The sequence below is a fragment of the Bifidobacterium primatium genome (genome assembly GCF_002802875.1).
In the GTDB taxonomy this organism is placed as follows: Bacteria; Actinomycetota; Actinomycetes; order Actinomycetales; family Bifidobacteriaceae; genus Galliscardovia; species Galliscardovia primatium.
On the sequence record NZ_PEBI01000004.1, the window covers coordinates 346,253 to 373,181 of the forward strand.

Sequence of the window (26,929 nt, forward strand, 5' to 3'; positions counted from 1 at the left end):
GGTCTAAGCATGGACCTCGGTACTGGATGTTTCCTGAATGTCCGCTGAATCGTTCGTTGAATCATCGGGCGAACCGACACTTGACGAACCATCGGCCGAACCGTCGGTGGAATCATTCGCCGAGCCCGCATTGCGGCGCGCGCGCCGGCGTTCGCGTCGGGCGAGCTGCCTGTTGATCCTCGCCTTGCGACGGCGGTGGATGACGACGAAGGCGGTGGCGGCGGCGGCCAGGACCACGAGTGCGATCACGAAGACGACGATGCCCACCGTGCTGAAGCGCGACGACGAGGACGACTTCTTCAACGCGGATATCTGCGTGGCCAGGGCGATCGCGGAACCGGACCAGTCGGGGGTCTGCTCGTTCAGCGGCGCCCATGCGGCCTTCGACAGCGAGTCGACCGCCTCCTTGCTGCTCAGCCAGTCATCGGAGTTCGCGGAGACCGCCACGACGAGGTTGCCGTCCTCGGAAGCGACGGCCAGCAGCACCGTGTTCGGCGCGGGATTCGTGGCCTTGAGCACCTCCTTGGCCCATTCGTTCGGATCCTTGCCTTCGACGAACTTCGGCAGGAACATGAGCTTGACGGTGACGCCGTCCTCCTTCTTCACCCGGTCGAGGGCGTCGGAGACCTTGCCGAGGTTGTCGCCGAGCAGGTTCTCGGTATCGGTGATGTTGTCGGTGACGGTCACCGCATCACCCGAATCCGAGGACGAGGAGGAGCCGGACGCCGTGGCGGAGGCCGACGGCGTGGACGTCGCATCGGCGGCGTGGACGGCCGGGGCCGCGGCCCCGCCGACCATGGCCGCGATGATGAGCGACGCCACGAGCATCCACACCCGCGCGGCACGGGCCGCGTTCATCCACATTTTCCCCGCGAGGGTGCCCCGTCCGTCAACATTCCCCATAACACTTGGCTCCATCTGATTGCTTTCCATACCCTCAACTGTAACGGCTCCGCGATAGCGCGGAAACCGTGGACCACGACATCACCCTACCAGCGAAAGGAACGCCCATGCCGCAATACCAAGTGGATTCCGAACAGATACAGTCGTCAAGCGCCGCCGTCTCCGCCTCCGTCAGCCAGATACGCGAGGCGGTGAACGGCATGTACGCCAATCTCAACCAGCTTCAAAGCGTGTGGACGGGAGGCGCCTCCGCGCAGTTCGCGTCGGTGGCCGCGCAGTGGCGCGGTGCCCAGCAGCAGATGGAGGCTTCATTGGAATCCATCCAGAACGCCCTGGCCCAGGCGTCCATGGTCTATTCCGACGCCGAGGCACAGGCGGCGAGATTGTTCGCCGGCTGACCGCGGCCCGGCGATCGAAGCCCGCATCCGAGGTCCATGTGAAACCATGACCATGTGATATGCGGTGACATGCGAAAAGGGCTCCGACCCATATGGGTCGGAGCCCTTCACCGGTTCGGAACCGGTCATTGCATATCAATGCGATTGCACATCAATGCGCATCAGCGCATTCGAGCACTATCGACGATACCCCGGGCGGGGTTCATCCGCCGATCAGTAGCCCATGTCGGCACCGGCGGCCGGAGCGGCGGCCGGCGGTTCCGGCTTGTTGGCCACGACGGCTTCGGTAGTCAGGAACAGGCCGGCGATGGAGGCGGCGTTCTGCAGAGCGGAACGGGTCACCTTGACCGGGTCGGCGACGCCGGCGGCCAGCAGGTCCTCGTAGGTGTTGGTCGCGGCGTTCAGGCCCTGGCCGTCAGGCAGCGAGCGCACCTTGTCGATCACCACGTCGCCGGACAGGCCGGAGTTCTCGGCGATCTGCTTGATCGGGGCCTCGATGGCACGGAAGACGATGGAGGCACCGGTGGCCTCGTCGCCTTCGAGCTTGACATCGCCCTCGGCCTTGGCGGCGGCCTGGATCAGGGCCACGCCACCACCGGGCAGCAGGCCTTCCTCAATGGCGGCCTTGGCGTTGCGCACGGCATCCTCGATGCGGTGCTTGCGCTCCTTGGCCTCCACCTCGGTGGCGGCGCCGACCTTGATGACGGCGACGCCGCCGGCGAGCTTGGCGAGACGCTCCTGCAGCTTCTCACGATCGTAGTCGGAGTCGGTGGCCTCGATCTCGGCACGGATCTGGGCGACGCGGGCGGCCACGTCCTCCTTGGAGCCGGCGCCGGAGACGATGGTGGTCTCGTCCTTGGAGACGATGACCTTGGCGGCGGAGCCGAGCACGGTGGCGTCGATGGAGTCGAGCTTGAGGCCCAGCTCCTCGGAAACGACCTGGGCGCCGGTCAGGATGGCCATATCCTGCAGCATGGCCTTGCGGCGGTCGCCGAAGCCAGGGGCCTTGACGGCGCAGGAGTTGAAGGTGCCACGGATCTTGTTCAGGATCAGGGTCGGCAGGGCCTCGCCGTCAACGTCCTCGGCGATAATCAGCAGCGGCTTGCCGGACTTCATCACCAGATCGGCGATGTGGATGACGTCCTGCTGGCTGGAGACCTTACCGGAGGTGAGCAGGATGTACGGGTTCTCGAGAACGGCGGTCTGCTCGTCGGCGTTGGTCACGAAGTACGGGGCGATGTAGCCCTTGTCGAAGCGCATGCCCTCGGTGAACTCGAGGTCCAGGCCGAAGCGGTTGTTGTCCTCGACGGTCACGACGCCGTCCTGACCGACCTTGTCCAGGGCCTCGGCGATCTTCTCGCCGACCTCGGGATCGGCGGCGGAGATCGTGGCGGTGGCGGCGATCTGGTCCTTGGTCTCGACATCCTTGGCGGCGGCGACGAGCTCCTTGACGATGGCGTCGGTGGCCTTCTCGATGCCGCGACGCAGGGCGATCGGGTTGGAGCCGGCGGCCACGTTCTTCAGGCCTTCGTGCACCACGGACTGGGCGAGCACGGTGGCGGTGGTGGTGCCGTCGCCGGCGACGTCGTCGGTCTTCTTGGCGACTTCCTTGACCAGCTCGGCGCCGATGCGCTCGAACGGATCGTCAAGTTCGATTTCCTTGGCGATGGAGACACCGTCGTTGGTGATGGTCGGGGCACCGTAGGTCTTGTCGAGCACAACGTTGCGGCCCTTCGGGCCCAGCGTAACCTTGACGGTGTTGGCCAGCTTGTCGAGGCCGGCGAGCATTCCCTGGCGAGCTTCCTCGTCGTAAGAGATGATCTTTGCCATGGTTGTCATTTCCTCCAAATGGCTTGTGTTACGTATTCACCGTCCACGGATCGCGAGGAACCCGGCCGTCAGCTGCCGCGTTATCACTCTCACGCTTCGAGTGCTAAAAGCGAGATTAGCACTCTCGGCGGCAGAGTGCCAACTGTTCGCCGAGCGAATACGCGCGCAATACGCGAAAAGGGCATGAAAAAGCCCCGACGCGCCTCACACCACACCGCGCATCGGGGCCATCACATCATGGAACCGTTCAGATTTTGGTCACTTTGGTGGCCTGCATCCCCTTCGGTCCCTTCTCCGCTTCGTATTCGACCTTGTCCCCCTCATCCAGGGTTCGATACCCTTGAGCGTTGATTGCCGAATAATGAACGAAAACGTCTTCTCCGCCGTCCTCGGGAGTGATGAAACCATACCCCTTGGTCGCGTTGAAGAACTTTACCGTACCCGTTGCCATAACAACTTCCCTTATAGTAGCTGTACCAACACCGCCCCACGCATGACAAAACCGCACATCATGGAGTTCGACGGTCGCGCACTTCGCCGCGCGCTAGCTACCTATTCTAGGCCGTTATCGTCCGTATCCGATAATCGCAAAGGTTAATTTCGTTACATAATCGCCGACAAACCGCACAAACATGGCGGTCAGAACGGGTCCGGCGCCCCCTTCGTCACTGCATGAGGACGACGGCGACCCCGGTGCCGAGGCCGTCGACCCGGGTCACCTGGGCGATGCCGAGCTGGGATGCGATGTCGCGGGCGGTGGCCTCGTCCTCGGAGGAGGAGTACCACACGGTGCTCGTCGACGGCAACGTATTGCGGTTGCTGGGGTTCCTTGCCGAGACGGATGCGTAGCCGGCGTTGCGCAGCGTCGTCGCGCTCGAGGCCGCCAGACCGGAGCGACGGGTGCCGTTGTATACGGTGACGGACGTGGACTTGTTCACGGTCGCCGTGGGGGTCGGGGTCGTCGTGCTCGGCGTCGACGTGGGAGTGGCCGTTTCCGTGGCGGTCGGCGTCTGGCTCGCCGTGGTCGCCGCCTTGGTGGCGGATTTCGTGGCCGTCTTCGTGGATGCCGACTTGGATGACTTGGACGACGTCGCGGAGGAGACGGACGTCGACGCGCTTTGCGACGCCTCCGACGACGAGCCGGCGTTGGCGTGGGAGAGCCATGCGAAGACGCCGAACGCCAGCGCCGCGGCGACCAGCAGCACGATCACGTACGGCAGCGCACGGGACGCAAGACTGCGGGGCCCGCGATGAAGACCGACCGGCCCCTGCGAGGGATTGTCGAACTCATCGGCCGGATAGACACCGTGTTGCTTATCGGACATGCGAACTCCTCTTGCATCTGCGACAACCGCTCGTTTCAACAACCACAGTGTACCAGCGCCGTGGTCGAATCCCCCGTCGGATGTACGTCTGTCCTCATCGTAGTTCAAGGGACGGCCGATATCGGCGGGCATGTCCTACAGTGGGGTCCATGACGATCAAGAATCTCGACGAGCTCGTCGAAACCGGCTGGGCCCATGCGCTTGCCGACGTGGAGCCGCAGGTCCACGCCATGGGGGATTTCCTGCGCGGCGAGCTGGCGCAGGGACGCCGGTATCTGCCGGCGAGCCATAACATCCTGCGCGCGTTCACCATTCCCTTCGATTCCATCAAGGTGCTCATCGTGGGCCAGGACCCCTACCCCACCCCGGGCCATCCCGTGGGGCTGAGCTTTTCGGTCGATCCCAAGGTCGATCCGATTCCGGGAAGCCTGCGCAACATCTACACGGAACTGATGGACGACGTCCATGTGCCCCGGCCGGCGAACGGCGACCTGACACCCTGGACGCAGCGCGGCGTCATGCTGCTCAACAGATGCCTCACCGTGCAGGTCGGCAAGCCCGCCAGCCACCGCGGCAAGGGCTGGGAGCAGGTCACCGACGCCGCCATCCGGGCACTGGACTCCCGCACCGACGACGAAGGCAATCCCCGGCCGCTGGTCGCGATCCTGTGGGGACGGCAGGCGCAGACGCTCGAGCCGCTGCTCAAACACGCCGTCATCATCAAGTCGCCGCATCCGAGCCCGCTGTCGGCACGATACGGGTTCTTCGGGTCCAGGCCGTTCTCCCGGGCCAACGAGGCACTGGCATCCATGGGGGCCGAGCCCGTGGACTGGTCGCTGCCCGCAGCCGAGGCGTAGAGCCTCTCCAACGGAATACGGAGGAACACGAATCGGCCCCGCCCCTGTCGCGGCGGACCCCGACGGGGGCGGGGCCGGGGTTCGCCGCACGCTTATGCGGCGTGAAAAGTCATGCGGCACGTTACAGTGGACTGCATGGCTTTATTCCCACCCCGACCTTCACAGCAACCGGCCGACCTGCCGATGACCCCGATCGCGACCCCGGGCAACGGCACGGTGTCGCGTGACGACCTGCAGCGCGTGCAGGACCTGACCAACCGCATTCGCCAGCACTTCGCCCAGGGCCTGGTGGCTCAGGAGACGCTGCGCGAATCCCTGATCGTCACCCTGGTCGCCGGCGGGCACATGCTCATCGAATCCGTCCCCGGTCTGGCGAAGACCACGGCCGCGCAGATTCTGGCGACATCCGTCTCGGGCACGTTCAAGCGCATCCAGTGCACGCCCGACCTCATGCCCTCCGATCTGGTGGGTACGCAGATCTTCGACTTCTCCACCCAGAAGATGAGCACGCAGATCGGCCCCATCCACGCCAACCTCGTGCTGCTCGACGAGATCAACCGCTCCTCGGCGAAGACCCAGTCGGCCATGCTCGAGGCCATGGCCGAGGGCGCCACCACCATCGGCGGCGAGCGCATCCTGCTGCCGAGGCCGTTCATGGTCATCGCCACGCAGAACCCCATCGAGGAGGAGGGCACCTACAACCTTCCCGAGGCGCAGATGGACCGCTTCTACATGAAGACGGTGCTGACCTACCCCACCGAGGACGATGAGATCGCCATGCTGGACCTGCTCACCCGACGCGGCACCGATCAGCAGGACGCCATGGTCGATCCCGCCGCGATCTCCATCGCCGACGTGGAGTTCCTGCGTACGAGCGCCCGCAGGGTCCATGTGTCCCAGCCGATCATGAAGTACGCCGTCGAGCTTGCGCAGACCAGCCGCGGCGGGGGGCCCCGCCCCATCAAGGGACTGTCGAGCCTGGTCCGTCTCGGCGCCAGCCCCCGTGCGTCCATCGCCCTGGTGCGCATCGGCCAGGCTCATGCCCTGATGGCGGGCCGCGACTATGTGGTGCCCGAGGACATCAAGGCGTTCGCCCACGAGGTGTTCCGCCACCGCATCCTGCTGACGTTCGAGGCGCTGGCCGAGGGCGTGAACGCCGATCAGGTCATCGATTCGATGCTTGAGGCGGTTCCCGTACCATGATCGAGGCGCCCAGGTCAGGCGACCCGATTCGTCGCAAGATCGAATCGCTGGGGACCCGGCTCAGCCTGCCCACCGTCATCAAGGCCCTGGGCGTGCTGGAGGGCGAGCATCCCGCGTCCCGGCGGGGAACCGGCTATGACTATCTCGACATCCGCCCGTACGAGCCCGGCGAGGAGGCCCGTCTCATCGACTGGAAGGCGAGCGCCCGCGCGGGACGCCCGATGATCATCGACAAGGAGCGGGAGAGCAACGGCAACGTATGGCTGCTGCTCGACATCGGCCGAGAGATGACCGGCGCCTGCCCGAGCGGCGAACGCGCCATCGACGTGGCCGCCAACGCACTGCGCATGTTCGCGATGCTGTCGCTGCGACGCAGCGACGACCTGTCCATCGTGCTTGGCGACGACTCGCATATCACGCGCGTGCCGTTCAACGGCGGTTTCGCCAAGTTCGAGCATGTGTTCGACAACCTGCTCGACCGCGATTTCGTCCGTCCCCGCAACTTCGACGCGCTCATCGACTATGCGGGCCGGATTCGCAACCGCAGGTCGCTGGTGGTGCTGGCCACCGACGAGGCCGTGTGGACGGGCGAGCGCGCCCGTCGGCTGCGGACGCTGGCGCAGACGCATCCCATCATCACGGTGAATGTGTCGACCATCAACCCGTTCGCCTTCACCGACCGGTTCGACCATGTCGTCGACGCGCGCGACGGCCGCCGCGTCCCCGCGTTCATGAGGACGGAGAAGGTCGCCTCCAGCGTGGACGTCCATCGAGAGTTCCAGGCCGCTGCGGCCGCGCGCGAGGTCGTGAAAAACGGTTCGACGATGATACGCGGCGCCTCGAGCGACGCCATGTTCAATGAGTTCGTGTCCCTCGTCTCCACGACGCTGGCGAGGGGCGGATTCCGTCAGTCGCCGCCTGCGGGCGCCGGCGACGTGACGGCCATGGATGCGTCAGGGGGATCGGACACGTCAGGAGGATTGTCGTGATGTCTCGACTTGGTTCGTTGACGCTCTCGGCGCAGAGGTTCGCACCGGTGAGTCAGACGGACGTCAGGCCGTTCGTCGCCGCCGCCGTGGCGTTGGCGGTTGCGGCGGTGCTGCTGTGCGTCATCGTGATGGCGCTTGGACGGCCGCGTCGCGTCGTGCCCGCGCCGGGCGGCGTGCACCGCCGGTCGACGGGAAATGACGAGTGGCTGCGTCAGATCGACGATGTTCGAGAACGGTTCCATGCCGGCGAGATCGATGAGGACGATGCGTTCAGCGAGCTTGCGGGCATCGCACGCCGGTTCGCGTCGTCGCGTCTGGGTAGGGACGTCACCAGCCATACGCTCGCGGAGCTGCGCACGTTGCCGCGCTCCCGTGGCAACGGCCGTGGCCTCGATCTGCTGCGTCAGACCATCTCGGCGCTGTATCCGCCGGAATTCGCCGGCCCGTTCACCCACGCCCATGCGGACGCGTCGGTCGACGACGCCGCCGGCTGGGTCGCAAGGCTTGTGGAAAGGTGGCGCGCATGACGTCATCATGGATAACGTTCCAGTGGCCGTGGGCCCTGATCGGCCTCGTCATCGTTGCGGCGGGCGCGCTGCTCCTGTGGGGGTTTGCCCGTCGCGACGCCCCGCAACGTGACGGCGGCGATGCCGACGCGCGGGTATGGAATCTCGACGACGACATGGAGACCGAATACGTCGCCGCGCAGTGGCGTCGGTGGCGGCTGCTCAACCGCGTCGCCGTGGCCTTGCTGACGCTGGGCCTGGTCGCCGCCGTGACGCTGGCGGCGAGGCCGTCGCACATCGATTCGGAGTCCAGCAGCAATTCCACCCGCGACATCATCCTGTGCCTTGACGTCTCCGGCTCCACCCTGCCGTACGACCGCGAGGTCATCGCCACGTATCTCGACCTCATCCAGCATTTCCAGGGCGAGCGCATCGGCCTGAGCATCTTCAACTCGACGTCGCGCACGGTGTTCCCGCTGACCGACGACTACGACCTCGTCGAGAAGCAGCTGTCCTACGCGAACACGATTCTCAAGGGCGTCGTCAATCAGGAAAGCATCGACAAGATGAGCGACGAGCAGTACCAGCAGGTCTCCGATTGGCTCGAAGGCACGCAGAACCGCAAGAACGTCACCTCGCTCATCGGCGACGGACTGGTCAGCTGCGCCGCCATGCTGCCGGAGTTCACCGCCGCGGGCGGTTCGGCGAACACGAACCGCAACGCGTCCATCGTGCTGGCGACCGACAACGTGCTCTCCGGCACGCCGACATACCAGCTGGGCAAGGCGCTCGACCTGACGAGGCGTTCGGGAATCGTGGTGGACGGCCTGTATTCCGGACCGGTTTCGACGAACGGCGAGCAGACCACGCTGGAGATGAAGAGCCAGATCGAGTCGCATGGGGGCACGTTCCTCACCCAGGGCGGCGATTCGTCGGTGTCGGCCCTGGTGCGGACCATCGAGAACCAACGCCATGCCGACGACGAGAAGCGGAACCAATCGAATCTCGTGGACGCCCCGCAGTACTGGATTCCCGTCATCGTGGTGCTGTTCCTGGGATTCCTGCTGACGGCGGGGAGGCTGCAACGATGAATCTGAACGGACTGACCCTCTCCCCCGTGTTCGGGTGGATCATCTCGCCGCTGCTGGCGGCACTCGTCATCGCGGCCGCCATCGGCCATGTGATGTGGATGACGAGCCGCCGACATGTGGACGCCACGAAGGCGACGTATGTCCGCCGCATACTCGCGGCGGTCACGATCGCCGTCATGCTGGTCACGCCGGGCACGGTGCGGGTCACGCAGAGCAAGGCCGTCAACACGACCGACGTGTTCATCGCCGTGGACATCACCGGATCCATGGCGGTCGCCGATGCGCACTACGGATCGTCGGCGACGATCACGCGCATCGAGGCGGCGCGCAAGGCCGTCGCCGACATCACCGCGCTGTATCCCGACGCGAGCTTCGCCGCCGTCGGCTTCGGCACCTCCGGAACGCTCGACGTCCCGCTGACGCCGGACGCGCAGGCCATCACGAACTGGGCCGAGGCGCTGACGCTGGAGCCGACGTCGTCCTCGGCGGGATCGAACCTGGACAAGGCGATAGACCCGCTGCTCACGACGATGAAAAGCGCCCACGACCAGCACCCCGACGACACGATGCTGGTCTACTACATCTCCGACGGGGAGCAGACCAGCACGAAAACCCGACGGACGTTCTCCTCGCTGCGTGCCTATGCCGACGACGCCGTCGCGGTGGGCGTGGGCTCGACCAAGGGCGGCAGGATACCGCAGATCGACAGCACCGGCGCCATCCGGTCCGACAAATTCGTCACCGACCCGACGACCAAGCAGCCGGGGGTGTCGATGCTCGACGAGAAGAGCCTCAAGACCATCGCCGACGAGATGAGCGGCTCATACGTGCATGCGGACGCCGATCGGACGCTCGGCTCGCAGGACGCGAAGACGACGTCGAAGGACTACCGCATGGCGAACACGCATCAGGACCGCGAGCGGGTCGTTCCCCTGGTGTGGCCGTTCGCGATACTGCTGACGCTGCTGCTCGCATGGGAGGCCGTGGACTGGGCCCGAACCTCAAGGAGGCTGCTGTGAACCGGAGCTCCAAGAACACGAAGAGCACGAGGGGTGCCGCACGCGCCGCAGCCGGCACCGCACGAGCGCCGTTGGCGGTGCGCGTGGCACTGGGAATCCTGGCTGCGCTGATGCTGGTCGGCGCTGCGGTGGCGGCGCTCAACCTCAGCTCGCTGTCCACCAACAACACGGCGGTGTCCGGCCTCAACGCCGCCATCGCCGCCTATGCCAAGGACTCGCCAGACCTCAACGCGCTGCGGAAGGCCCAGCAGCAGAACGACGCGCAGTTCGCCGATGCGCAAAGCCTTTCGGCTGTGCAGCTGCCGCAGGTGAAGAGGACCATCGCCGACAACGCCGCGCAATCCGCGCGACTGACCCGGCAAATCGAGTCCGACCTCAACAGACAGAAGAGCCGGAAGAACACGACGTCGAACGGCACGGCCACGGGCGGGAAGACCGCTCAGGGCAAGTCGGGCAAGGCTTCGTCGCAGGACAGCGCCGACGCCGAGAAGATCGATCGTCTGCTCAGGCAGAACTCGCAAGGCTCGAAGGCCAACGTGAGCAATACGCCAAGCGACTCCACCAAGACGGAGGGCGACACCAACCGCAACGCCAAACCCTGGTGACGCGGACCGTCCTCCGGCGCAACGGGCATCGGCCCGGCGCGCCGAGCGAATCATCGGACCGATGTTGACGAACGGCCCATCCATCCACATTTTCGTCGCATGGGTGGGCCGTTCGTCAACATTGCCGGAGGAGGTTCCCACGCGCGGGATGCCCATGGTTCAATCGCGGTATGACGCAGAACACCCCAACACCATCGTTCGGACAGGCCTCCTTCGGCCAGGCGCCGTCGGGCAGTCCGCTCGCACAGGCGATCCGCGCCTCCTCCGGCCAGACGCCGGCCGCGCAATGCGGCTGCGCCGCAGTGCTTGAGGACTCACGCGCGCAGGCCCTCACCCTGGCCGCATCGTCGGCGGTCATCGCCCAGCAGGCGGCCGACGCATTGGCCTCCGCGGCGACGCTCACCTGGCAGGGCGAGGCCGGAGAACGCTTCCACGCCACGGTGCGCAAGGCCTCCGTATTAGCGCAGGACCTCGAATCGGGATCGCGGGGCACCGCAGGGTTCCTCGACAGCGCGGAGGCCGTATTATGAGCGCGCATGTGAAATCCCGCGTATACGGCGGAACGGGAACGACGACGAGCGCCGACCTCGACCGTTTCGGCGAGGTCGCGAAGGCCCTGGAATCGGCCGCGTTGGCGGCGGAACGCATAGACGGCCACTGGCAGTCGCTGCCCATACAGCTGCGGCACCGGCGTTCCGCCGCCCCGTTCTGCCCGAAACTCGGCGGGACGGCCGCATCCGGTTCCGTCATGGCCGACGGCTCGTGCGTGGTCGGGGGAACGGGCGGAGCGCATGTGTCGTTGGACTATGCCGCGGTGACAAGCCACGCGAACGCGCGGGCGGCCGAGGCGGCGAAGCTCTCGTCGACGCTGCAGGACCTGTCCGACCGCATCATCCGCGCGTATTCGCTGTATTCCAATGCCGAACATGCCGCGGCCCGGATCGTGGGCGAGATGCTGCAGCTCGGCGCGCTTACGGAGCCGGGGTATGCCGCGGGCATATTCGCGGCGCTGGCCGGGGCGAGCGTGCTGAAGGGTTCTCTGGAGGAGGGCCGGTTCAACCCGATATATGCGGTGACCGATTCGTGGTGGGCGCAGGAGGGCCTGCTCGCGGCGCTGGGAACGGGCATCACCAACGGCACGGGCGGCAAGGCGAAGCTGCACGGTGCCGTATCCACGAACGAGGTCAACGAGGCCGCGGGAAAGATATCGGAGTATCTCGCTCCCCTGAACAACGCCGCGTTCGGCGACAGGCTGATGGTGACCCGGATACGTCCGCTGCATGGCATCGGCGAGACGCGGACCATCGCGGATTCCCTGACGAACGTGCATGACATGAGGCTCAACAAGGTGGATTACGGTTCCATCGCCATCCAGCGCTATCTGCGCGACGACGGCACGACCGCGTGGATGGTCACGGTGCCCGGCACCGACGGACATTTCGATTCGCCGTTCAGCTGGCAGACGAACGTGGAGCTGATGAGCTCCGACGCCGAACAGCGCAAGGCCGCCGACAGCGCGCGCATGGTCGACGAGGCCATGAGCCGAGCCGGCATCGGACCCGACGATCCGGTGGCCATCGTCGGCCATTCGCAGGGCGGCATTGTGGCGGCGACGATGGCCGCAGACTTCTCCGACAAGTACAACATCCAGCACATCGTCACCGCCGGGTCGCCCGTCGCGAACCATCCGATCGGCCCGAACACGTGGGTCACGAGCATCGAGGTGAACGACGAGCTGGTGTCGAACCTCGACGGCGCCCAGAACCCGATGTCGCCCACATGGCTCACCGTGCGCGGCATGAGCCAGCCGCTCGGCGTCGAACGGGGAACCGCCGTGGAGAACACCGGGGACGGCAAGTCCATCACGCACGACATGAACTACATGAAGGCGACGTGGCGCGACGCCGAGAAGCTCGGCTCCACCGCGCTGCAGGGCCATGAGCGGCATTTCCGGGAGGTCATCGGCGGCGAGCTGAAGGAGACCACATACTGGCGCGGCCGCATATCCAAGTAGGGTACGGCTTCACGTATTGTGTTGTGCATGAAGTTGACTGACATCTCCCCCGCAATCGCACTGAGCCCGCTGGATGGGCGCTACCACAAGCAGACCGCCGAACTGACCGAGTACATGAGCGAGCCGGCGCTCAACCGCGAGCGCCTGCACGTGGAGGTCGAGTGGATGATCCTGCTGGCCAACGGCATGGGCGACGGCCCGATCGTCGGCGGCGTGAAGCCGTTCACCGACGCCGAGATCGCGTACCTGCGCGCCATCCCGGAGAACTTCGGCGCCGAGGGCATCGCCCAGATGGCCGCGCACGAGGCCATCACCCACCACGACGTGAAGGCCGTGGAGTACTACATCGACGACCAGCTCGACAAGGCCCCCGAGGCGCTGGGCTCCGACACGCAGCTGCCGCACATCAAGCAGCTGGTGCACTTCGCCTGCACCTCCGAGGACATCAACAACCTCTCCTACGCGCTGTGCATCAAGCAGGCCGTCGAGAACGTGTGGACCCCGGCCGCCGAGAAGATCGTCGACCATCTCGCCGGCAAGGCCGAGGAGTTCAAGGACAAGGCCATGCTGAGCCTGACGCACGGCCAGCCGGCCACGCCCACCACGCTGGGCAAGGAGCTGGCGGTGTACGTGTACCGTCTGCGCCGCCAGATGAGGAAGATCGCCGACCAGGAGTACCTGGGCAAGATCAACGGCGCCACGGGCACGTTCGGCGCGCATCTGGCCGCCTATCCGGACGTGGACTGGGTCGCCGTCTCCCGCGAGTTCGTCACCAACCGCATGGGTCTGACCTGGAACCCGCTGACCACGCAGATCGAAAGCCACGACTGGCAGGCCGAGCTCTACTCCACGATCAGCCACGTGAACCGCATCCTGCACAACCTGTGCGTGGACGTATGGATGTACATCTCCCGCGGCGTGTTCGCCCAGGTCCCGGTCAAGGGCGCCACCGGATCCTCCACCATGCCGCACAAGGTGAACCCGATCCGCTTCGAGAACGCCGAGGCGAACTTCGAGATCTCCTGCTCGCTGCTGGAGACCCTCGCCGCCACGCTGGTCGAGAGCCGCTGGCAGCGCGACCTGACCGATTCGACCACGCAGCGCAACGTGGGCGTGGGCCTCGGCTACTCGCTGCTCGCCCTGAACAACCTGCTGGGCGGCCTGAACTCCATCCACCCGAACGACATCGTCATCGAACGCGAGCTCGACGAGAACTGGGAGGTGCTCGGCGAGCCGATCCAGACCGCCATGCGCGCCGCCGCCCTCGAGGGCCGCGAAGGCATGGACAAGCCGTACGAGAAGGTCAAGGAGCTCATGCGCGGCCACTCCATCTCCAAGCAGGATGTGGAGAGCTTCATCGCCACGCTCGACTTCGACGAAGAGACCGCGAAGCGTCTGAGCGCGCTGACCCCGGCCACCTACACCGGTATCGCCGACAAGCTCGTCGATTTCGACTGATGTCCGTTCGCGACGATTCAACCGATATTTCCGAAGACGTCGTTCCCTCCGCCAACGCATCCGCCGAGGCAGCAGGGGACGACGTCTCCATTTGCGACGTCCCTCCCACCAGGGTCCATGATTTCTCCGATCTGGTGAGCGCCGCCGGCGCCGTCGCCATCGCCGTGCTGGTGATGCTGGCCTCCGTGTATCTCACCGGCATATCCAGCGGCGTGGAGTCCGACGTGCATCATGCCGGCACCGCGGTGGGCTGGCTGGTCGAGCTGCCGCTATCGCTGCTGCAGCAGGTCGTCACCGTGCTGGTGGTGGGCTCCGTGCTCGTGCAGCTGCTCATCGCCAGGGAATGGGTGCAGGCCATCGTCTCCATCGTCTCGATGTTCCTCGGCTACGGGCTGGCGGGCGGGCTCAGCCTCGTCATCGACCTGTTCGGCTCCGACCAGCTGGTGACCGCATTGGACTCCACCGGTGTGCTGGGACATGGTCCGCTGCTGCCCGACATGTTCGCCGGCCTCGCCGCGTTCCTTACCGCAGCAGGCCCGCATCGGCTGCGCGGTACGGTGAAATGGGGATGGAACAGCCTGTTCTCATTGGCCATACTGCTGGTGGTCATCTCCATCGATCCCATCGCCGGCGTGGCCGTGGCCCTGGCCAGCGGTCGGCTCATCGGCCTGCTGGTGCGGTTCGCCATGGGCACGCAGAACAAGGGCGCGTGGGGCATGCAGATCGTTCAGTCGATGTCGTCCATAGGACTGGACGTGTCGGAACTGATCCGGCAGGAGGGCATCCACGGCCCGGCCGGGGCAAAACGCCCGTCGCTGGTCGACGATCTGGCGCCGTTGTCGCGCATCTACAAGGCGAAGACCCGTGACGGCGACACCTATATCGTGTCCGTCCGCGACGAACAGACGCGCACCGTGGGCTATCTCTCCCAGCTGTGGCAGTGGCTGCGCCTGGCCAGCGGCGTCGACCTGCGCACCGACCGGTCGATGAGCGCGACCACGCATCATCACGTCGACCTGCTGCTGACCCTGCGCAACATCGGTCTGGAGACGCCGGAGGTGTATGGCCGCGCCGAGGTGGGCGAATCGTCCATCGTCGTCTTCGCCGGCACGCACCCCTGTTCGCCCGTCGACTGGAACGAGGTCGACGACGATGACCTGACGTCGGTGATGGAGTATCTCGGCACGGCGAACGCGCGCGGCATCACGCATCGCGCGATCACGCCCATGTCGTTCGCCCGGTCCGCTTCCGGCCGTCTGGTGCTTGCCGGGTGGCAGAACGGCGACGACGCCAGTTCCGCGGCGAACGTCGCCATCGACCGCATCCAGCTGCTGACGGCGTTGAGCTGCCGTACCAGCATAGCCCGCGTCATCGCGTGCGCGGAGCGTTGCTGGGGCAGGCAGGCGCTGGTGGCGCTGGTGCCGTTCGTGCAGAACGTGGCGATTCCCCAGGAGACGAAGGCCGATGAGTTCTGGTCGCGCCAGACCATGCGCGAGCTGCGCGGCGGTCTGAGCGCGCTGGCACCGGCCGAGGAGGCCGAGGCTCTCCCCCAGGTCACGCTCTCCCGCTTCAACGCCCGTTCGGTCATCATGATCGCCCTGATCATCGTGGCGGTGGTCGTGGTGTTCACCCAGCTCAACATGCACGAGGTCATCACGGCGGTCTCCCGTGCGAACCCGTGGATGGCGGCGCTCGGCTATCTCTTCGGCCTGCTGTCGTGGGTCGGTTCCGCCGTGGCGCTGTACGTGTATGTCGATAGGGACCGCTGCCATCCCTCCGGCGTGCTCGCCGTGCAGGCGGCCTCCGGTTTCACCACCATATCGATGCCCGCCGGCGTCGGCCCCGCGTTCGTCATGCTGCAGTATCTGCGCAAGAGCGGCTACCGCAATTCGGCGGCGACGGCGATTACCAGCGCCATCATCGTGATCCAGGCGATCGCCATCACGTCGCTGCTGCTGGTCATCGGCGTCTTCACCGGCCGCAATTCGCTTTCGGGCATGATTCCCACCAATACGCTGGTCACGGTGATCGGTCTGGCTGCCGCGGTGGTTTCGCTGGTCATGATCATCCCGTTCACCAGAAGGCTCGTCCTCGACAAGGTGATGCCGGTGGTGCTCTCCTACGCCCGTCAGCTCGTCGACCTGCTGTCCCAACCGCGCAGGCTGGCGATCGCCACGCTGGGCTGGCTGTTCCAGACCTCCATGCTGGGCATGAGCTTCTGGGCGTCGCTCATGGCGTTCGGCCAGTACACGAATCCGCTGGAGACCGTGTTCATCTACGTGCTGACCAACACGCTGGCCTCGGCCGTTCCGACGCCGGGCGGCCTCGGCGCCATCGAGGCGGCGCTGACCCTGGGCTTCACCTCGGTCGGCATCCCCTCGGCGGTGGCTCTGTCGTCCACGATGCTGTTCCGTCTGCTCACGTACTGGCTGCGCATCCCCATCGGCGGCATGGCCATGAAATGGATGAATTCCCATGATTTGCTATGAGTCGCAGACGTATCGGGCACAGAATCTTCACGCAAACGCCAAAAGGGCGGGTTTTTCGCGAAGAATGCGTAAATTGCCCCAGCGATACGTTACAATCGGTTGTGTTCCAAGGGTTTTCCCGATTTAGAGGGTTGACCCACTGACAGAAGGAAATTGTGCATTATGGCATACAACAAGTCTGACCTGGTGTCCAAGATCGCTCAGAAGTCCAACCTGACCAAGGCCCAGTCCGAGGCAGCTGTGAACGCCTTCCAGGAAGTGCTCGTCGAGTCCCTGAAGTCCGGCGAAGGCCTGAAGCTCACCGGCGTCTTCTCCGCCGAGCGTGTGAAGCGCGCCGCCCGCACCGGTCGTAACCCGCGCACGGGCGAGACCATCAAGATTCCGGCCGGCTACGGTGTGAAGCTCTCCGCCGGCTCCCTGCTGAAGAAGGCCGTCGCCGAGTAAGCATAAGCCGCCAGCAACGCGAAAAGACTTGTAGAAGAGCCCCGCAGCCATCATGGCTGCGGGGCTCTTTTTTGCGTGCATCCCGTCCCGACCGCAAACGACAACGACGATGCGTCACAGGGAACGCAACGTGTCGAGAACGGCGTCGTAGGCGTCGTCGGGCCTGGGATCGAACGGGTCGAGCATCTCGGCCTCGAGTTTCACCGGACCGATCAGCGACACATGCGTCCAGTCGCATGACCAGTGCGCATCGGTGCGCAGCGCCTCGCGCACGAACCGTCCGCGCAGGGCGGCACGGGTGTCGGCCGGCGGCTGCTCGACGGCCTGTTCGATGTGCGCCTCGTCGACCATGGTGCGGATGAAGCCGCCGCGTTCGAGCCGGGGGAAGATCGTGCCGTTGACGATGTCGTGGTAATCGAAGTCGATCTGCCTGATACGGGCGTCCGACAGATTCGGGTCGCGTCGTCTCATCGCCTGGATGAGCTGGAGCTTGGCCGCCCAGTCCACCCAGGAGGCCAGCCGCCGCCAGTCACCGGACTCGATGGCGTCCAGAGCCTGGCTCCATAATGCCATCGCCTGTTCGTAATCCGGCAGGATGGCGGCCATCGCGTCGGCGTGGCGGTCGATGAATCCGCTGACGATGTCGTGGTAGCGTCGCTGCATGGCGAGCGCATTGGTGGTCGAGCCGTCGGCGAGCGTCACCGGCGCCGTGCCGGTACGGTCGCGGCTGACCGCGCGGATGGCCTCGCTCGGGTCGGCGAGCGTCATCGACGCGCATTCGCTGACGGCGTCCTTTCGCCAGGCTTCCTCGATGACGCACAGCACCAGGTGGGTGATGGCCATCTTCATCCATGTCGCCGTCTGGGAGCGGTTCGAATCGCCGACGATCACATGCAGCCGGCGGAACAGGTCGGAGTCGGCGTGCGGTTCGTCGCGGGTGTTCACCATCGGTCGTGAACGTGTGGTGGAGCTGGAGACCGCATCGTCGAGGAATTCCGCACGTTGGGAGATCTCGAACCCGTCCTCGACGGTCGGATCGGCGGTGAACCGTCCGGCGCCGGTGAACAGCTGACGGGTGACGAGGAACGGCACCAGCTCGTGTTCGATGGCGCTGAGCGGCACCTGTCGACGCAGCAGGTAGTTCTCATGGCATCCGAAGGAGTGGCCGGCGGAGTCCACGTTGTTCTTGAACAGGTGGATGCGGGCACGCTGCCCATAGCCTTCGTGCAGGCTCTCCTGCGCCTGCAGGGCGAGACGGCGCATCACCCGTTCGCCGGCGAGGTCCTGGGCCAGCGCGTCCATCGGACGGACGGCCTCGGCCGTGGCGTATTCGGGGTGGCTGCCCACATCGAGGTAGAGACGCGAGCCGTTCACCAGATACGTGTTGGTGGAGCGGGAGCGGGAGACCACGGGGCGGAACATCGTCATCGCCACCTGTCCGGGGTCCACGGGCCTGTCCGATTCGGTCACGGCGACGCCGTATTCGGTCTCCACGCCGAATATGCGGGCGAAATCGTGGGCGTGCTCCGCGCCGGCGTGGCCATGTTCGGCGCCGGTGTCACGGCTGTCGCGTAGCTGCGGCACTCACTCGCCGCCTTTCTGCACGAAGCTGGACACGTACTCCTCGGCGTTGGTCTCCAGCGTGGATTCGATGTCGTCGAGCAGGGAATCCAGGCTCGACGCCTGCTCGGCGAAGTCGCCCTCCTGACGGGTGACGTCCTGCTGGTCCGTTTCCTGCTGGGTGAGGTCGGACGACTGTGCCGACCGCTGTTCCTGTGGCATGATGCGACGCTCCTTTGTCTGGTCTGGTATCCGGTCCTGCATCCGGTTTATTCGATGCTTCGATTGCACGATAGCGCATCACCGCAGGTATGGGCGCAGTTCGTCCATGATGGGTCCGTTCGACGCCACGACGTCGTTCGACGCGCCCCACATGATGTCGCTGCCGTCCCAGCGTTCGAGACGCCCCTGGGCCTCGCGCAGGATGACTGCGCCGGCCGATACCCCCGGCACGTCCCACGAATGCAGCGAGGGCTCGAAGTAGGCGTCGTAGGTGCCGTCGGCGACCTTGCACAGGTCCATGGAGACCGGTCCGACGCGCTTGATGTCGGCGGGCTTGCCGGCGAGCGCGGCGGCGGTGTTGAGCGCGCGCTTGGATTCGTCGGGGAAGTACGACATGCCGAAGCTCACCACGGACTCCTTGAGCGTCGCCGTGGTGGAGGGCATGATCTTCTCGCGCTTCTCCCCCAGCGCCGTGGAACGGATGCGGATGGCGCCGTAGCCTTTCGCCGCCATGTAGGTCAGTCCCTGGACCGGCGCGTGCACCACGCCGAGGATGGGCACGTTGGTACCGTCCTCGTCCACTTCGAACAGGGACACGGTGACCGTCCACTCCGGCATGTTCCTCATGTAGTTGATGGCGCCGTCGATGCGGCCGATGCACCAGTACCGTTCACCGGGTTTGCGGTCGGAGCCGGCCTCCTCCCAGCATTCGTAGGGGTGGATGGCATTGATGCGTTCGTGGCAGAACCGCACCAGGCGATCGTCCACGGTGGTGTACTGGCGCTTGCGGGAACGGTCCTCGCGCGCGTCCTCTATGAAATCATGGGGCTTCATCTGGTCCTGGTAGGCAAGGGTTCCGGCCTCGCTCACCACCGCGGAGACCTTCACCGCGAGTTCGCGCAAATCCATGCAGTATGCTCCTCGTTCGTATCGTCGGTTTCGTTCGTTCGTATCCGTGTCCGCGTATCGTGTTCCGTCTCCATGGTACGGGCCGCCGGCCTCATTCCAAACCGGCGATCAGGTCGTCCACGCTGCGCGCGGATTCGAGCGCGACGCGATATCGGCCGGCCGCATGCCCGCACGGGTCGGCGATGTCGATGTCGTGCAGCGTGCCGTCGGCCGTACGCACGGTGACGCTTTTCCATGCGGCGGCGACCACGTCGTCGGGGAAGCGGTCGATGAGCGCGGCGCGGAACCATGCTCGCGTCTGTTCCGGCGGCGTGACGCCGGCCGACCGCACCGTCTCGTCGTCCGACAGGCTGCATGCGTGCGACCGCACGGCTTCGAAGACCGAGGCCCCGGGTTCCAGCGCGGCCCATGCGATGTCCATGGCGGCGAGCCGCGGATCGTCCCAATCCGTGCCGCGCTTGACGCGCAGGCGTTCCATCAGCTGCCATTTGAGCAGCCATTCCAGACGGCTGGCGGCCGAGGCCATGCCCAGGCGTTCGGCATCGTCCGCATGGGCCACGCGGATCACGTCCTCCAGTGCGGTGCCCCACATGGCCATGATGCGCCTGGTGGGATCGTCGGGCCACAGCGGCTCGCCCTCGATGTCGGTGCCGTAGGCCGCGGCCGCCGCCTCGTATACGGCGGAGCGCAGCATCACCTGCATCTGCCATGCCGTTATGGAGCCGCCGTCCTCGAGCGCCAGTGGGGCGCGCAGCGTCAAATCGTGGGATACGGTGTGGATGGCGTCGACGGGGTCGGCGAGCGCGAGGCGTTTCAGCAGGCCGTCCAGGTCGTAGCCGACGGCCGGGGCCTGTTCGGCCAGCCACGCCAGCATGCTGGTCGTGCCGAGTTTGAGCGCGTCGGGCACGTCCATGCGGTTGGCGTCGCCGACGATCACATGCAGACGGCGGTATTCGTCGGTGCTGTGCGATTCGTCGCGGGTGTTGACGATCGGCCGGTCGAACGTGGTCTGCAGTCCCACTCTGGCGTGCATGTAGTCGGCGCGCTGGCTGAGCTGGAATCCCGCGGTCTCGCTGCGTTCTCCCAGTCCCACTCTGCCGGAGCCGCAGTAAATCTGCCGGGTGACAAAGTGCGCCGTCATCAGCGCCGAGAGGGTGTCGAACGGCACGGCCCGTGAGATCTGGTAGCTTTCGTGCGATCCCCAGCTGGCGCCCTTGCCGTCCACGTTGTTGCGGTACAGCATGATGCGTTTGCCGGTGGTGGCGCTGGCCTTGCGGGCCGCCTGCGCCATGAGCAGGTCGCCGGCGTGGTCGTAGCGCACGGCTTCGAACGGATCGCAGGTCTCGGGAGACGAGTATTCGGGGTGCGCGTGGTCGACGTAGATGCGGCCGCCGTTCGGAGCGATGGTGTTGGTGATCTGCAGCTGCGGCGCGTCGGTGAGCATGTCGGGACGCGCGGCGGCGCGTTCGAGCCGGTATCCGCGCGCGTCGTTGACGGGGTCCTCGGGACGGTAGTCCCAGCGGATGTGCCGCGTCCGCTCGTCGGCGGCGTCGGCCACGACGTCGAACGACAACTGCACCGGGTTGGCGCGGGGGTCGGCCCTGTCGACGACGGCGTATTCGGTTTCGGTGCCCATTGGTCGAAGAACGCTCATATAGTCAAACCTCTTTAGTCGAAAGCATTTCGTCGGTCTTGTCGGCGCGATGCCGGGCCGCCGGCCTACCGGCGTCGGGCCGGCACCACGGCGGTGGCTCGGTTCACGTCGATGCCGTTGAGCATGGTCCACTGCCTCGGATTCGCTCCGGTGATGGAGTCCATGGATTCGCGGCATTCCTCGTCGACGGCGCGGCCGAGCGCCGTCGCGTCGAGTTCGGCCTCGCGACCGGAGACCAGCGACGACTTGACCGCGGCGGTCTTCGCCCGGTCGACGATGTTCTTCAGCATCGCGCCGGAGATCAGGTCGCCGAAGTACACGCCCGTCCATTCGCCGTGGTCGTCCTCGACGTCGCATACGTGCCGGCTGTCGTCACGGCGGAAGATGTCGCCCACCATCACGGCGATCAGATCGTCGGCGGTCGTGCCCGCGGCCAGCGGCAGGTCGTCGGTCAGGTAGTGCCGCAGGATCGACGCGGCCTGTGTTCGGCCCGGACGGTCGATGCGAATCTTCACGTCGAGCCTTCCCGGCCGCAGCACGGCGGGATCGATCATGTCGACGCGGTTGGATGCGCCGATGACCATCACGTTGTGCAGGGTCTCGATGCCGTCGAGTTCGGCGAGGAACTGCGGCACTATCGTCGTCTCCACGTCGGAGGAGACGCCCGAGCCTCGCGTGCGCAGCAGTGAGTCCATCTCGTCGATGAACACGATGACCGGCACGCCGCTTGCGGCGCGTTTGCGCGCCCGGTCGAAGATGGAGCGGATGATGCGTTCGGATTCGCCGACGAACTTGCTGAGGATCTCCGGTCCCTTGACCGAAAGGAACACGCCGGCCTCAGAACCGCTGCCCCGGGCGAGGGAATTCGCCACGGCCTTGGCGATCAGCGTCTTACCGTTGCCGGGAGGACCATACAGCAGCACGCCCCGCGGCGGGTTCAGATCGTAGCGTTCGAACAGGTCGCGATGCAGGAACGGCAGTTCCACGGCGTCGCGGATCTGGTCGATCTGCGCGTCGAGTCCGCCGATGTCGGCGAAGGAGACATCCGGCACCTCCTCGAGCACGAGGTCGCGTTCGTCCTGCCTGGGCAGCGATTCGACGGCTATGGTGCCGGAGGGGTCGGTCAGCAGACGGTCACCACGCTCCAGGTCGGCGTTCGTCAATGCTCCGGCCCGTATGACCACGCTGGCCTGGCCGTTCTGGTCGCACACCACGAGACGGCCTGACGGCAGGATCTCCGTCAGCGTGCGCACGGTGCCGGCGAGGGCCACATCACGTGTGGCGACGATCACCATGTTCTCGTTGAGCAGCACCGTCTGCCCGCAGGAGAGCCGATCGACGTTCACCAGGCCGGAGACCGGCACGACCATGCGGCGCGAGCCCATCACCACCTCTGCGGCGGCGTGCCGCACGCCGTCGTCGTCGACACGGCTGGAGTCGACGCGGACGAACACGGCGAAGTTCTCGGGCGGCTGGGCGAGGCTCACCAGCTGGGATTTCGCCTGCCTCAGCTCCTTGCCGGCGCGGTTCAGCGCCTGGGCGAGCGCATGGTTCTTCGCCTGCAGCACGTCGGCATGCTCGGCCATCCGCCGGTACCGCTGTTCCAGTCCTTCGTCGTCGTGCTCCCCCGCCGACGTCCGCTCCGCCGTTGCGTCAGTCATCTGTCGCCGCCTTTCCGCGCGTTTCCTATCAGATTATGCACCCATCGCACCAGCAGCGCCACCACGACGAGCGCCGCCACGACGACGACCACGTCCTCGAACACGCCGAGCGCCCCGAGCATGGAGCACCAGTTCTCGCCCAGCAGGTATCCGGAGCCGATGAGTATGGTGTTCCACACCGACGAGCCCAGCAGCGTCCAGCCTGTGAACCGCGCGAAGTTCATGGCGTTGAATCCTGCGGGGATGGAGATCAGCGAGCGCACCACGGGGATCACACGGCCGATGAGCACCGACCAGGAGCCGAATCTGGCGAACCAGCGGTCGGCCTTCTCGATGTCGGCGCGTGAGACGCCGGGGATGCGGTCGGCGATCGCCAGCAGTCGTTCGAGACCTATCCATCGTGAGACCCCGTACAACACCCATGCGCCGGCCAGCGAGCCGATGGTCGCCCAGATGATGGCCTCCAGCAGCGACAGCCGACCGGTGGATGCGGTGAATCCGGCCAACGGCAGGATGATCTCGCTGGGAATCGGGGGAAACACGGATTCCAATGCGATGGCCAGTCCGACGCCGGGGCCGCCGAGCACGGACATCAGGGAGACCAGCCAGTCCGTCATGGCGCCGACGAGACCGGGCTGGGCGGAGGGGCACACCGGGGCCGCTGCGGCCGCGGTGACGGTATTCGCGAATGTCATGGTTCATGATTCTTCCAGCATCGGCGCGCCATGGCCGGCTTCGGTGTCCGCCGCACACACAATCTTTCAATCTTCCCGCCGGCTTCCCCGGTTCCCCCGTCGTCCCCACGCCGGCCGTCCCCACGTCGCCTTTGTCCAACGCCGACCGACAATAAGAAGAATGTGCGCACAAGTTTTCTCTCATTCTGACGTCTCCGCCGAACAGGACCGTCGACTCGTCGTCATGGACGTGGACTCCACGCTGATCGACGAGGAGGTCATCGACATGCTCGGCGAGGAGGCCGGCATCGGCGAGCGCGTGGCCGCCATCACCGAACGTGCCATGCGCGGCGAACTGGACTTCGACGCGGCGCTGCACGAACGCGTGGCCCTGCTCGAGGGCATGGATGCGTCGGTGCTGGACACGGTCTACGACCGCTGCCATTTCACCCGCGGCGCGCTCGACCTCGTCCGCACCTGCCATGAACGCGGCTGGAAGGTCGGCGTGGTCTCCGGCGGCTTCCATGAGATCGCCGACCGGCTCGTCGCCGACGCCGGCATCGACTTCTGCACCGCGAACAGCCTGGAGATCCACGACGGCGTGCTGACCGGACGTCTGGTCGGCGACATCGTCACCAAGCAGACCAAGCTCCACTCCCTGCGTCTGTGGGCCGAACGCATGGGCATCGACATGGCGCACACCGTCGCCATCGGCGACGGCGCCAACGACATCCCCATGATCCAGGCCGCCGGCGTCGGCATCGCGTTCTGCGCCAAGCCGAAGACGCAGCAGGCCGCCCCCCATGTGCTCAACGAGCGCGACCTGATGCGCGTCTTCGACATCGTCGACGAGCAGTAGTCCTCCCGGCCTCCCATGGCCTCTGCGACGACGGTCGGCGTTGTCGCAGAGGCGAGATAGCGTATCGACGTGCATAACGACGGACTCCGGCTGTTCGGCGGTGGCTCGCGCAATTCGCAGGATTCCTCCCCGACGGCCCTGAACAAGGCGCTCATCGAGAAGGTGGCATCGCATCCGGGACGCCTGTCGCTCGCATATTTTATCGTGCTAATCCTTCTGGCCACATTCCTGCTGGCCATGCCGGTCTCGTCGCGCAGCGGCGAGTTCACCGATTTCAACACCGCGTTCTTCACTGCGGTCTCGGCGTTGTCGACGTGCGGCATCGCCATCGTCAACACCGCCGCCTATTGGACGTATTTCGGCCAGGCGGTCATCCTCATCGCCATCCAGCTGGGCGGCCTCGGCGTCATGACCTTCGCCTCCCTGATCACCATGACCATCAGCCGCCGCATCCGCGTATCGCAGAAGCTGCTGACGGCCGATGAACTGGGGGCTTCGAAACTCAGCGAGGTGCAGTCGGTCATCGCCGTGGTGCTGGTGTGCACGTTCAGCGTGGAGACGGTGGCGTTCCTCATGCTGCTGCCGGGTCTGCTGCACATCAACTCGGGCAGTCTGGGCAATTCGCTGTGGGAGGCCCTGTTCTTCGCCGTGGCATCATACAACAACGCCGGATTCACCCCCGATTCCGCCGGCCTCTACGTCAACAGCTGGTCTGTGGGCCTGCCGATCCTGCTCAGCGCCTTCGTCGGCACGCTCGGCTTCCCGGTGATCCTCAACATCTTCCGCTGCACGAAACGCCTTGAAGGCCCGAGGCGCTGGAACCTGCACACCAAGCTCACCATGGTGACCACGCTGTCGATGGTCACCATGTCGCTCGTCTGGTTCCTCCTGGTGGAATGGAACAACCAGACGCTGTTCTGGAACTCCGACATCTCGTCGAAGCTGTGGCATTCCCTCGTCGCCGCGGTCATGCCCAGGTCGGCCGGATTCGACATCTCGTGGATGCCACATGTGAGCGAGCAGACGAAGCTGTTCATGTCGATGGTCACGTTCGTCGGCGGCGGCAGCGCCTCGACGGCCGGCGGCATCCGCGTCACCACGCTCGCCGTGCTGGTGTTGGTGTGCCGCGCCGCCATCCTGCGGCGCAAGGACGACGCCGTGTTCGGCAAGCGCCTGCACACCCAGACGGTCATCATGTCCATCGCCATCACCGCCACCTGCGGCGCGATGGTGTACATCGCATCGTTGATCCTGCTGACGATCACCCAGCGGTCCCTGACCGACATCCTCTTCGAGGTGTGTTCGGCGTTCGGTCTGGGCGGCTATACGCTCGGCGTGGCCGATCCCGCCAATCCCGGCACATTGTACGTGCTGGCCATACTGATGTTCGTCGGACGTCTGGGCCCGATGACCGTCGCATACGCGATCTCGAAGCCGCAGCCGCCGCAGGCGGTTCGATACCCGGCGGAAAGCATCATCGTCGGATGACCGGGACGGATGGTTCACTATGATGTCACTGTTACAGGATTTGTTCACTCGCCCGAGGAGGAATGAGCAGATGGGTTCGAGCAATGAGAACCGGTCGGTTCTGGTCGTGGGGCTGGGACGTTTCGGCACGGCCGCCGCGCGCACGCTGGGCGAGCTCGGCGAGGACGTGCTCGCCGTCGACAAGGATCCGATGATCATCGCCCGCTGGGCGGGCAAGGTGCCGGTCATGGAGGCCGATCTTTCCGACCCGCTGGCCGTGGAGCAGATCAACGCCTCGAATTTCGACGCCGCGCTGGTCGCCATCGGCGACAGCGTCGAGGCGTCGATCCTCACCACCGGCAATCTGCTTGACGCCGGCATCCCCGACGTGTGGGCGAAGTCGATCTCGCATCAGCACACGCGCATCCTGCAGCGCATCGGCGCCAGCCACGTGTTCCGCCCGGAGACCGACGGCGGCAAGCGCGTCGGTCATCTGCTGGCCAGCCGCTACCTCGACTACATCGAGATCGAGGGCCCGTATTCCGTGGTGAAGGTGCTGACGCCGCCGGCGGTGTGCGGCCAGACCATCGCCGAGGCCGACGTGCACGGCCGCTATGGCGTGAGCGTCATCGGCGTGAAGAACCCCGGCGAGGAGTTCCAATACGGTTCGAACGACATCGTGATGCGTCACAACGGCGAGATCATCATCCTCGGATCGCAGAAGCAGATCGACAAGTTCATCGAATCCTGAGAATCCCGACGGCGGCGGCCATACCGCGTCATGACGGCGAC

At 65.7% G+C, this 26,929-nt stretch carries 26 protein-coding genes; 16 read left to right on the plus strand and 10 right to left on the minus strand.

Features of this window, described 5'->3' with window-relative positions; all coding sequences use genetic code 11:
• Nucleotides 1-3 precede the first annotated feature (3 nt).
• A complete protein-coding gene (locus CS006_RS09350; protein ID WP_165777329.1) occupies nucleotides 4-858 on the minus strand; it encodes a TPM domain-containing protein in 855 nt (284 codons plus the stop codon).
• A 152-nt stretch (nucleotides 859-1,010) separates the two neighbouring features.
• On the opposite strand from CS006_RS09350, the gene CS006_RS09355 reads away from it, so the two are divergent.
• Nucleotides 1,011-1,301: a WXG100 family type VII secretion target gene (locus tag CS006_RS09355; RefSeq protein WP_100511547.1), complete on the plus strand. Its 291-nt coding sequence runs from the start codon at nucleotides 1,011-1,013 to the stop codon at nucleotides 1,299-1,301.
• A gap of 213 nt (nucleotides 1,302-1,514) precedes the next feature.
• On the opposite strand, the gene groL is transcribed toward CS006_RS09355, so the two are convergent.
• From groL to CS006_RS09370, 3 genes are all read right to left on the minus strand, one after another.
• Nucleotides 1,515-3,131 carry a chaperonin GroEL gene (groL, locus tag CS006_RS09360; RefSeq protein WP_100511548.1) on the minus strand — a complete coding sequence of 539 codons (1,617 nt, stop codon included), beginning with the start codon at nucleotides 3,129-3,131 and terminating at the stop codon, nucleotides 1,515-1,517.
• Between the two features lie 247 nt (nucleotides 3,132-3,378).
• Nucleotides 3,379-3,582 carry a cold-shock protein gene (locus tag CS006_RS09365; RefSeq protein ID WP_100511549.1) on the minus strand — a complete coding sequence of 68 codons (204 nt, stop codon included), beginning with the start codon at nucleotides 3,580-3,582 and terminating at the stop codon, nucleotides 3,379-3,381.
• A gap of 214 nt (nucleotides 3,583-3,796) precedes the next feature.
• On the minus strand, nucleotides 3,797-4,456 hold the full coding sequence (locus CS006_RS09370; RefSeq protein ID WP_165777330.1) for a LytR C-terminal domain-containing protein: 660 nt from the start codon (nucleotides 4,454-4,456) through the stop codon (nucleotides 3,797-3,799).
• A gap of 149 nt (nucleotides 4,457-4,605) precedes the next feature.
• Between CS006_RS09370 and CS006_RS09375 the strand changes: the two genes are divergently transcribed.
• From CS006_RS09375 to CS006_RS09430, 12 genes are all read left to right on the plus strand, one after another.
• Complete coding sequence (locus CS006_RS09375; protein ID WP_100511551.1) at nucleotides 4,606-5,313, plus strand: uracil-DNA glycosylase; 708 nt, start codon at nucleotides 4,606-4,608, stop codon at nucleotides 5,311-5,313.
• 135 nt (nucleotides 5,314-5,448) lie between these two features.
• The gene (locus CS006_RS09380) at nucleotides 5,449-6,516 is read left to right on the plus strand and encodes an AAA family ATPase (RefSeq protein ID WP_100511552.1); all 1,068 of its coding nucleotides are present in this window, start codon (nucleotides 5,449-5,451) and stop codon (nucleotides 6,514-6,516) included.
• A complete protein-coding gene (locus CS006_RS09385; RefSeq protein WP_100511553.1) occupies nucleotides 6,513-7,505 on the plus strand; it encodes a DUF58 domain-containing protein in 993 nt (330 codons plus the stop codon). The genes CS006_RS09380 and CS006_RS09385 overlap by 4 nt, the downstream gene beginning before the upstream one ends.
• A 47-nt stretch (nucleotides 7,506-7,552) precedes the next feature.
• Nucleotides 7,553-8,032, plus strand: coding sequence for a hypothetical protein (locus CS006_RS09390; protein WP_133119560.1), 480 nt, complete (start codon nucleotides 7,553-7,555; stop codon nucleotides 8,030-8,032).
• Nucleotides 8,029-9,102 (plus strand): vWA domain-containing protein, encoded by a 1,074-nt coding sequence (locus tag CS006_RS09395; RefSeq protein ID WP_100511555.1) that lies wholly within the window; start codon nucleotides 8,029-8,031, stop codon nucleotides 9,100-9,102. Before CS006_RS09390 ends, CS006_RS09395 begins: the two co-directional genes overlap by 4 nt.
• Nucleotides 9,103-9,104: 2 nt before the next feature.
• Nucleotides 9,105-10,121: a vWA domain-containing protein gene (locus CS006_RS09400; protein ID WP_100511603.1), complete on the plus strand. Its 1,017-nt coding sequence runs from the start codon at nucleotides 9,105-9,107 to the stop codon at nucleotides 10,119-10,121.
• A complete protein-coding gene (locus CS006_RS09405; protein ID WP_100511556.1) occupies nucleotides 10,118-10,726 on the plus strand; it encodes a DUF6466 family protein in 609 nt (202 codons plus the stop codon). The genes CS006_RS09400 and CS006_RS09405 overlap by 4 nt, the downstream gene beginning before the upstream one ends.
• Before the next feature lie 170 nt (nucleotides 10,727-10,896).
• Nucleotides 10,897-11,256 (plus strand): hypothetical protein, encoded by a 360-nt coding sequence (locus CS006_RS09410; protein ID WP_100511557.1) that lies wholly within the window; start codon nucleotides 10,897-10,899, stop codon nucleotides 11,254-11,256.
• Complete coding sequence (locus CS006_RS09415) at nucleotides 11,253-12,740, plus strand: esterase/lipase family protein (RefSeq protein WP_100511558.1); 1,488 nt, start codon at nucleotides 11,253-11,255, stop codon at nucleotides 12,738-12,740. Before CS006_RS09410 ends, CS006_RS09415 begins: the two co-directional genes overlap by 4 nt.
• A gap of 27 nt (nucleotides 12,741-12,767) precedes the next feature.
• Nucleotides 12,768-14,198: an adenylosuccinate lyase gene (purB, locus tag CS006_RS09420; protein ID WP_100511559.1), complete on the plus strand. Its 1,431-nt coding sequence runs from the start codon at nucleotides 12,768-12,770 to the stop codon at nucleotides 14,196-14,198.
• Nucleotides 14,198-16,687 carry a lysylphosphatidylglycerol synthase transmembrane domain-containing protein gene (locus tag CS006_RS09425; protein WP_100511560.1) on the plus strand — a complete coding sequence of 830 codons (2,490 nt, stop codon included), beginning with the start codon at nucleotides 14,198-14,200 and terminating at the stop codon, nucleotides 16,685-16,687. The genes purB and CS006_RS09425 overlap by 1 nt, the downstream gene beginning before the upstream one ends.
• Nucleotides 16,688-16,849: 162 nt before the next feature.
• A complete protein-coding gene (locus tag CS006_RS09430) occupies nucleotides 16,850-17,131 on the plus strand; it encodes an HU family DNA-binding protein (RefSeq protein ID WP_093959424.1) in 282 nt (93 codons plus the stop codon).
• Nucleotides 17,132-17,245: 114 nt separating this feature from the next.
• On the opposite strand, the gene pafA is transcribed toward CS006_RS09430, so the two are convergent.
• The 6 genes from pafA to CS006_RS09460 form a co-directional block, all read right to left on the minus strand.
• A complete protein-coding gene (gene pafA, locus CS006_RS09435) occupies nucleotides 17,246-18,715 on the minus strand; it encodes a Pup--protein ligase (protein WP_100511561.1) in 1,470 nt (489 codons plus the stop codon).
• Nucleotides 18,716-18,913, minus strand: a complete 198-nt coding sequence (locus CS006_RS09440; protein ID WP_100511562.1) for a ubiquitin-like protein Pup — start codon at nucleotides 18,911-18,913, stop codon at nucleotides 18,716-18,718.
• Between the two features lie 78 nt (nucleotides 18,914-18,991).
• Nucleotides 18,992-19,822 (minus strand): inositol monophosphatase family protein, encoded by an 831-nt coding sequence (locus tag CS006_RS09445; protein WP_100511563.1) that lies wholly within the window; start codon nucleotides 19,820-19,822, stop codon nucleotides 18,992-18,994.
• 91 nt (nucleotides 19,823-19,913) lie between these two features.
• Nucleotides 19,914-21,476 (minus strand): depupylase/deamidase Dop, encoded by a 1,563-nt coding sequence (gene dop / locus CS006_RS09450; RefSeq protein ID WP_100511564.1) that lies wholly within the window; start codon nucleotides 21,474-21,476, stop codon nucleotides 19,914-19,916.
• A 65-nt stretch (nucleotides 21,477-21,541) separates the two neighbouring features.
• Nucleotides 21,542-23,062 (minus strand): proteasome ATPase, encoded by a 1,521-nt coding sequence (gene arc, locus CS006_RS09455; protein ID WP_243387016.1) that lies wholly within the window; start codon nucleotides 23,060-23,062, stop codon nucleotides 21,542-21,544.
• Nucleotides 23,063-23,133: 71 nt separating this feature from the next.
• Nucleotides 23,134-23,832: a DedA family protein gene (locus tag CS006_RS09460; protein WP_100511566.1), complete on the minus strand. Its 699-nt coding sequence runs from the start codon at nucleotides 23,830-23,832 to the stop codon at nucleotides 23,134-23,136.
• A 160-nt stretch (nucleotides 23,833-23,992) separates the two neighbouring features.
• Here CS006_RS09460 and serB point away from each other — a divergent pair, with 160 nt between their 5' ends.
• The 3 genes from serB (at nucleotide 23,993) to CS006_RS09475 (ending at nucleotide 26,888) form a co-directional block, all read left to right on the plus strand.
• Nucleotides 23,993-24,670 (plus strand): phosphoserine phosphatase SerB, encoded by a 678-nt coding sequence (gene serB, locus CS006_RS09465; protein WP_100511567.1) that lies wholly within the window; start codon nucleotides 23,993-23,995, stop codon nucleotides 24,668-24,670.
• A 69-nt stretch (nucleotides 24,671-24,739) separates the two neighbouring features.
• Complete coding sequence (locus CS006_RS09470; protein ID WP_243386985.1) at nucleotides 24,740-26,158, plus strand: TrkH family potassium uptake protein; 1,419 nt, start codon at nucleotides 24,740-24,742, stop codon at nucleotides 26,156-26,158.
• Nucleotides 26,159-26,228: 70 nt separating this feature from the next.
• Nucleotides 26,229-26,888, plus strand: coding sequence for a potassium channel family protein (locus tag CS006_RS09475; RefSeq protein WP_225432970.1), 660 nt, complete (start codon nucleotides 26,229-26,231; stop codon nucleotides 26,886-26,888).
• Nucleotides 26,889-26,929: the final 41 nt, after the last annotated feature.

What these genes read in the sequence shown, in the direction of transcription:
- CS006_RS09395 (WP_100511555.1), top strand. Translation starts at nt 8,029, where the DNA reads ATGACGTCATCATGGATAACGTTCCAGTGGCCGTGGGCCCTGATCGGC.
- CS006_RS09350 (WP_165777329.1), bottom strand. Translation starts at nt 858, where the DNA reads ATGAACGCGGCCCGTGCCGCGCGGGTGTGGATGCTCGTGGCGTCGCTC.
- CS006_RS09380 (WP_100511552.1), top strand. Translation starts at nt 5,449, where the DNA reads ATGGCTTTATTCCCACCCCGACCTTCACAGCAACCGGCCGACCTGCCG.
- purB (WP_100511559.1), top strand. Translation starts at nt 12,768, where the DNA reads ATGAAGTTGACTGACATCTCCCCCGCAATCGCACTGAGCCCGCTGGAT.
- CS006_RS09425 (WP_100511560.1), top strand. Translation starts at nt 14,198, where the DNA reads ATGTCCGTTCGCGACGATTCAACCGATATTTCCGAAGACGTCGTTCCC.
- CS006_RS09385 (WP_100511553.1), top strand. Translation starts at nt 6,513, where the DNA reads ATGATCGAGGCGCCCAGGTCAGGCGACCCGATTCGTCGCAAGATCGAA.
- CS006_RS09365 (WP_100511549.1), bottom strand. Translation starts at nt 3,582, where the DNA reads ATGGCAACGGGTACGGTAAAGTTCTTCAACGCGACCAAGGGGTATGGT.
- CS006_RS09375 (WP_100511551.1), top strand. Translation starts at nt 4,606, where the DNA reads ATGACGATCAAGAATCTCGACGAGCTCGTCGAAACCGGCTGGGCCCAT.
- CS006_RS09460 (WP_100511566.1), bottom strand. Translation starts at nt 23,832, where the DNA reads ATGACATTCGCGAATACCGTCACCGCGGCCGCAGCGGCCCCGGTGTGC.
- serB (WP_100511567.1), top strand. Translation starts at nt 23,993, where the DNA reads ATGTGCGCACAAGTTTTCTCTCATTCTGACGTCTCCGCCGAACAGGAC.
- arc (WP_243387016.1), bottom strand. Translation starts at nt 23,062, where the DNA reads ATGGCCGAGCATGCCGACGTGCTGCAGGCGAAGAACCATGCGCTCGCC.
- CS006_RS09370 (WP_165777330.1), bottom strand. Translation starts at nt 4,456, where the DNA reads ATGTCCGATAAGCAACACGGTGTCTATCCGGCCGATGAGTTCGACAAT.
- CS006_RS09415 (WP_100511558.1), top strand. Translation starts at nt 11,253, where the DNA reads ATGAGCGCGCATGTGAAATCCCGCGTATACGGCGGAACGGGAACGACG.
- CS006_RS09445 (WP_100511563.1), bottom strand. Translation starts at nt 19,822, where the DNA reads ATGGATTTGCGCGAACTCGCGGTGAAGGTCTCCGCGGTGGTGAGCGAG.
- CS006_RS09410 (WP_100511557.1), top strand. Translation starts at nt 10,897, where the DNA reads ATGACGCAGAACACCCCAACACCATCGTTCGGACAGGCCTCCTTCGGC.
- groL (WP_100511548.1), bottom strand. Translation starts at nt 3,131, where the DNA reads ATGGCAAAGATCATCTCTTACGACGAGGAAGCTCGCCAGGGAATGCTC.
- CS006_RS09475 (WP_225432970.1), top strand. Translation starts at nt 26,229, where the DNA reads ATGGGTTCGAGCAATGAGAACCGGTCGGTTCTGGTCGTGGGGCTGGGA.
- CS006_RS09430 (WP_093959424.1), top strand. Translation starts at nt 16,850, where the DNA reads ATGGCATACAACAAGTCTGACCTGGTGTCCAAGATCGCTCAGAAGTCC.
- CS006_RS09355 (WP_100511547.1), top strand. Translation starts at nt 1,011, where the DNA reads ATGCCGCAATACCAAGTGGATTCCGAACAGATACAGTCGTCAAGCGCC.
- dop (WP_100511564.1), bottom strand. Translation starts at nt 21,476, where the DNA reads ATGAGCGTTCTTCGACCAATGGGCACCGAAACCGAATACGCCGTCGTC.
- CS006_RS09440 (WP_100511562.1), bottom strand. Translation starts at nt 18,913, where the DNA reads ATGCCACAGGAACAGCGGTCGGCACAGTCGTCCGACCTCACCCAGCAG.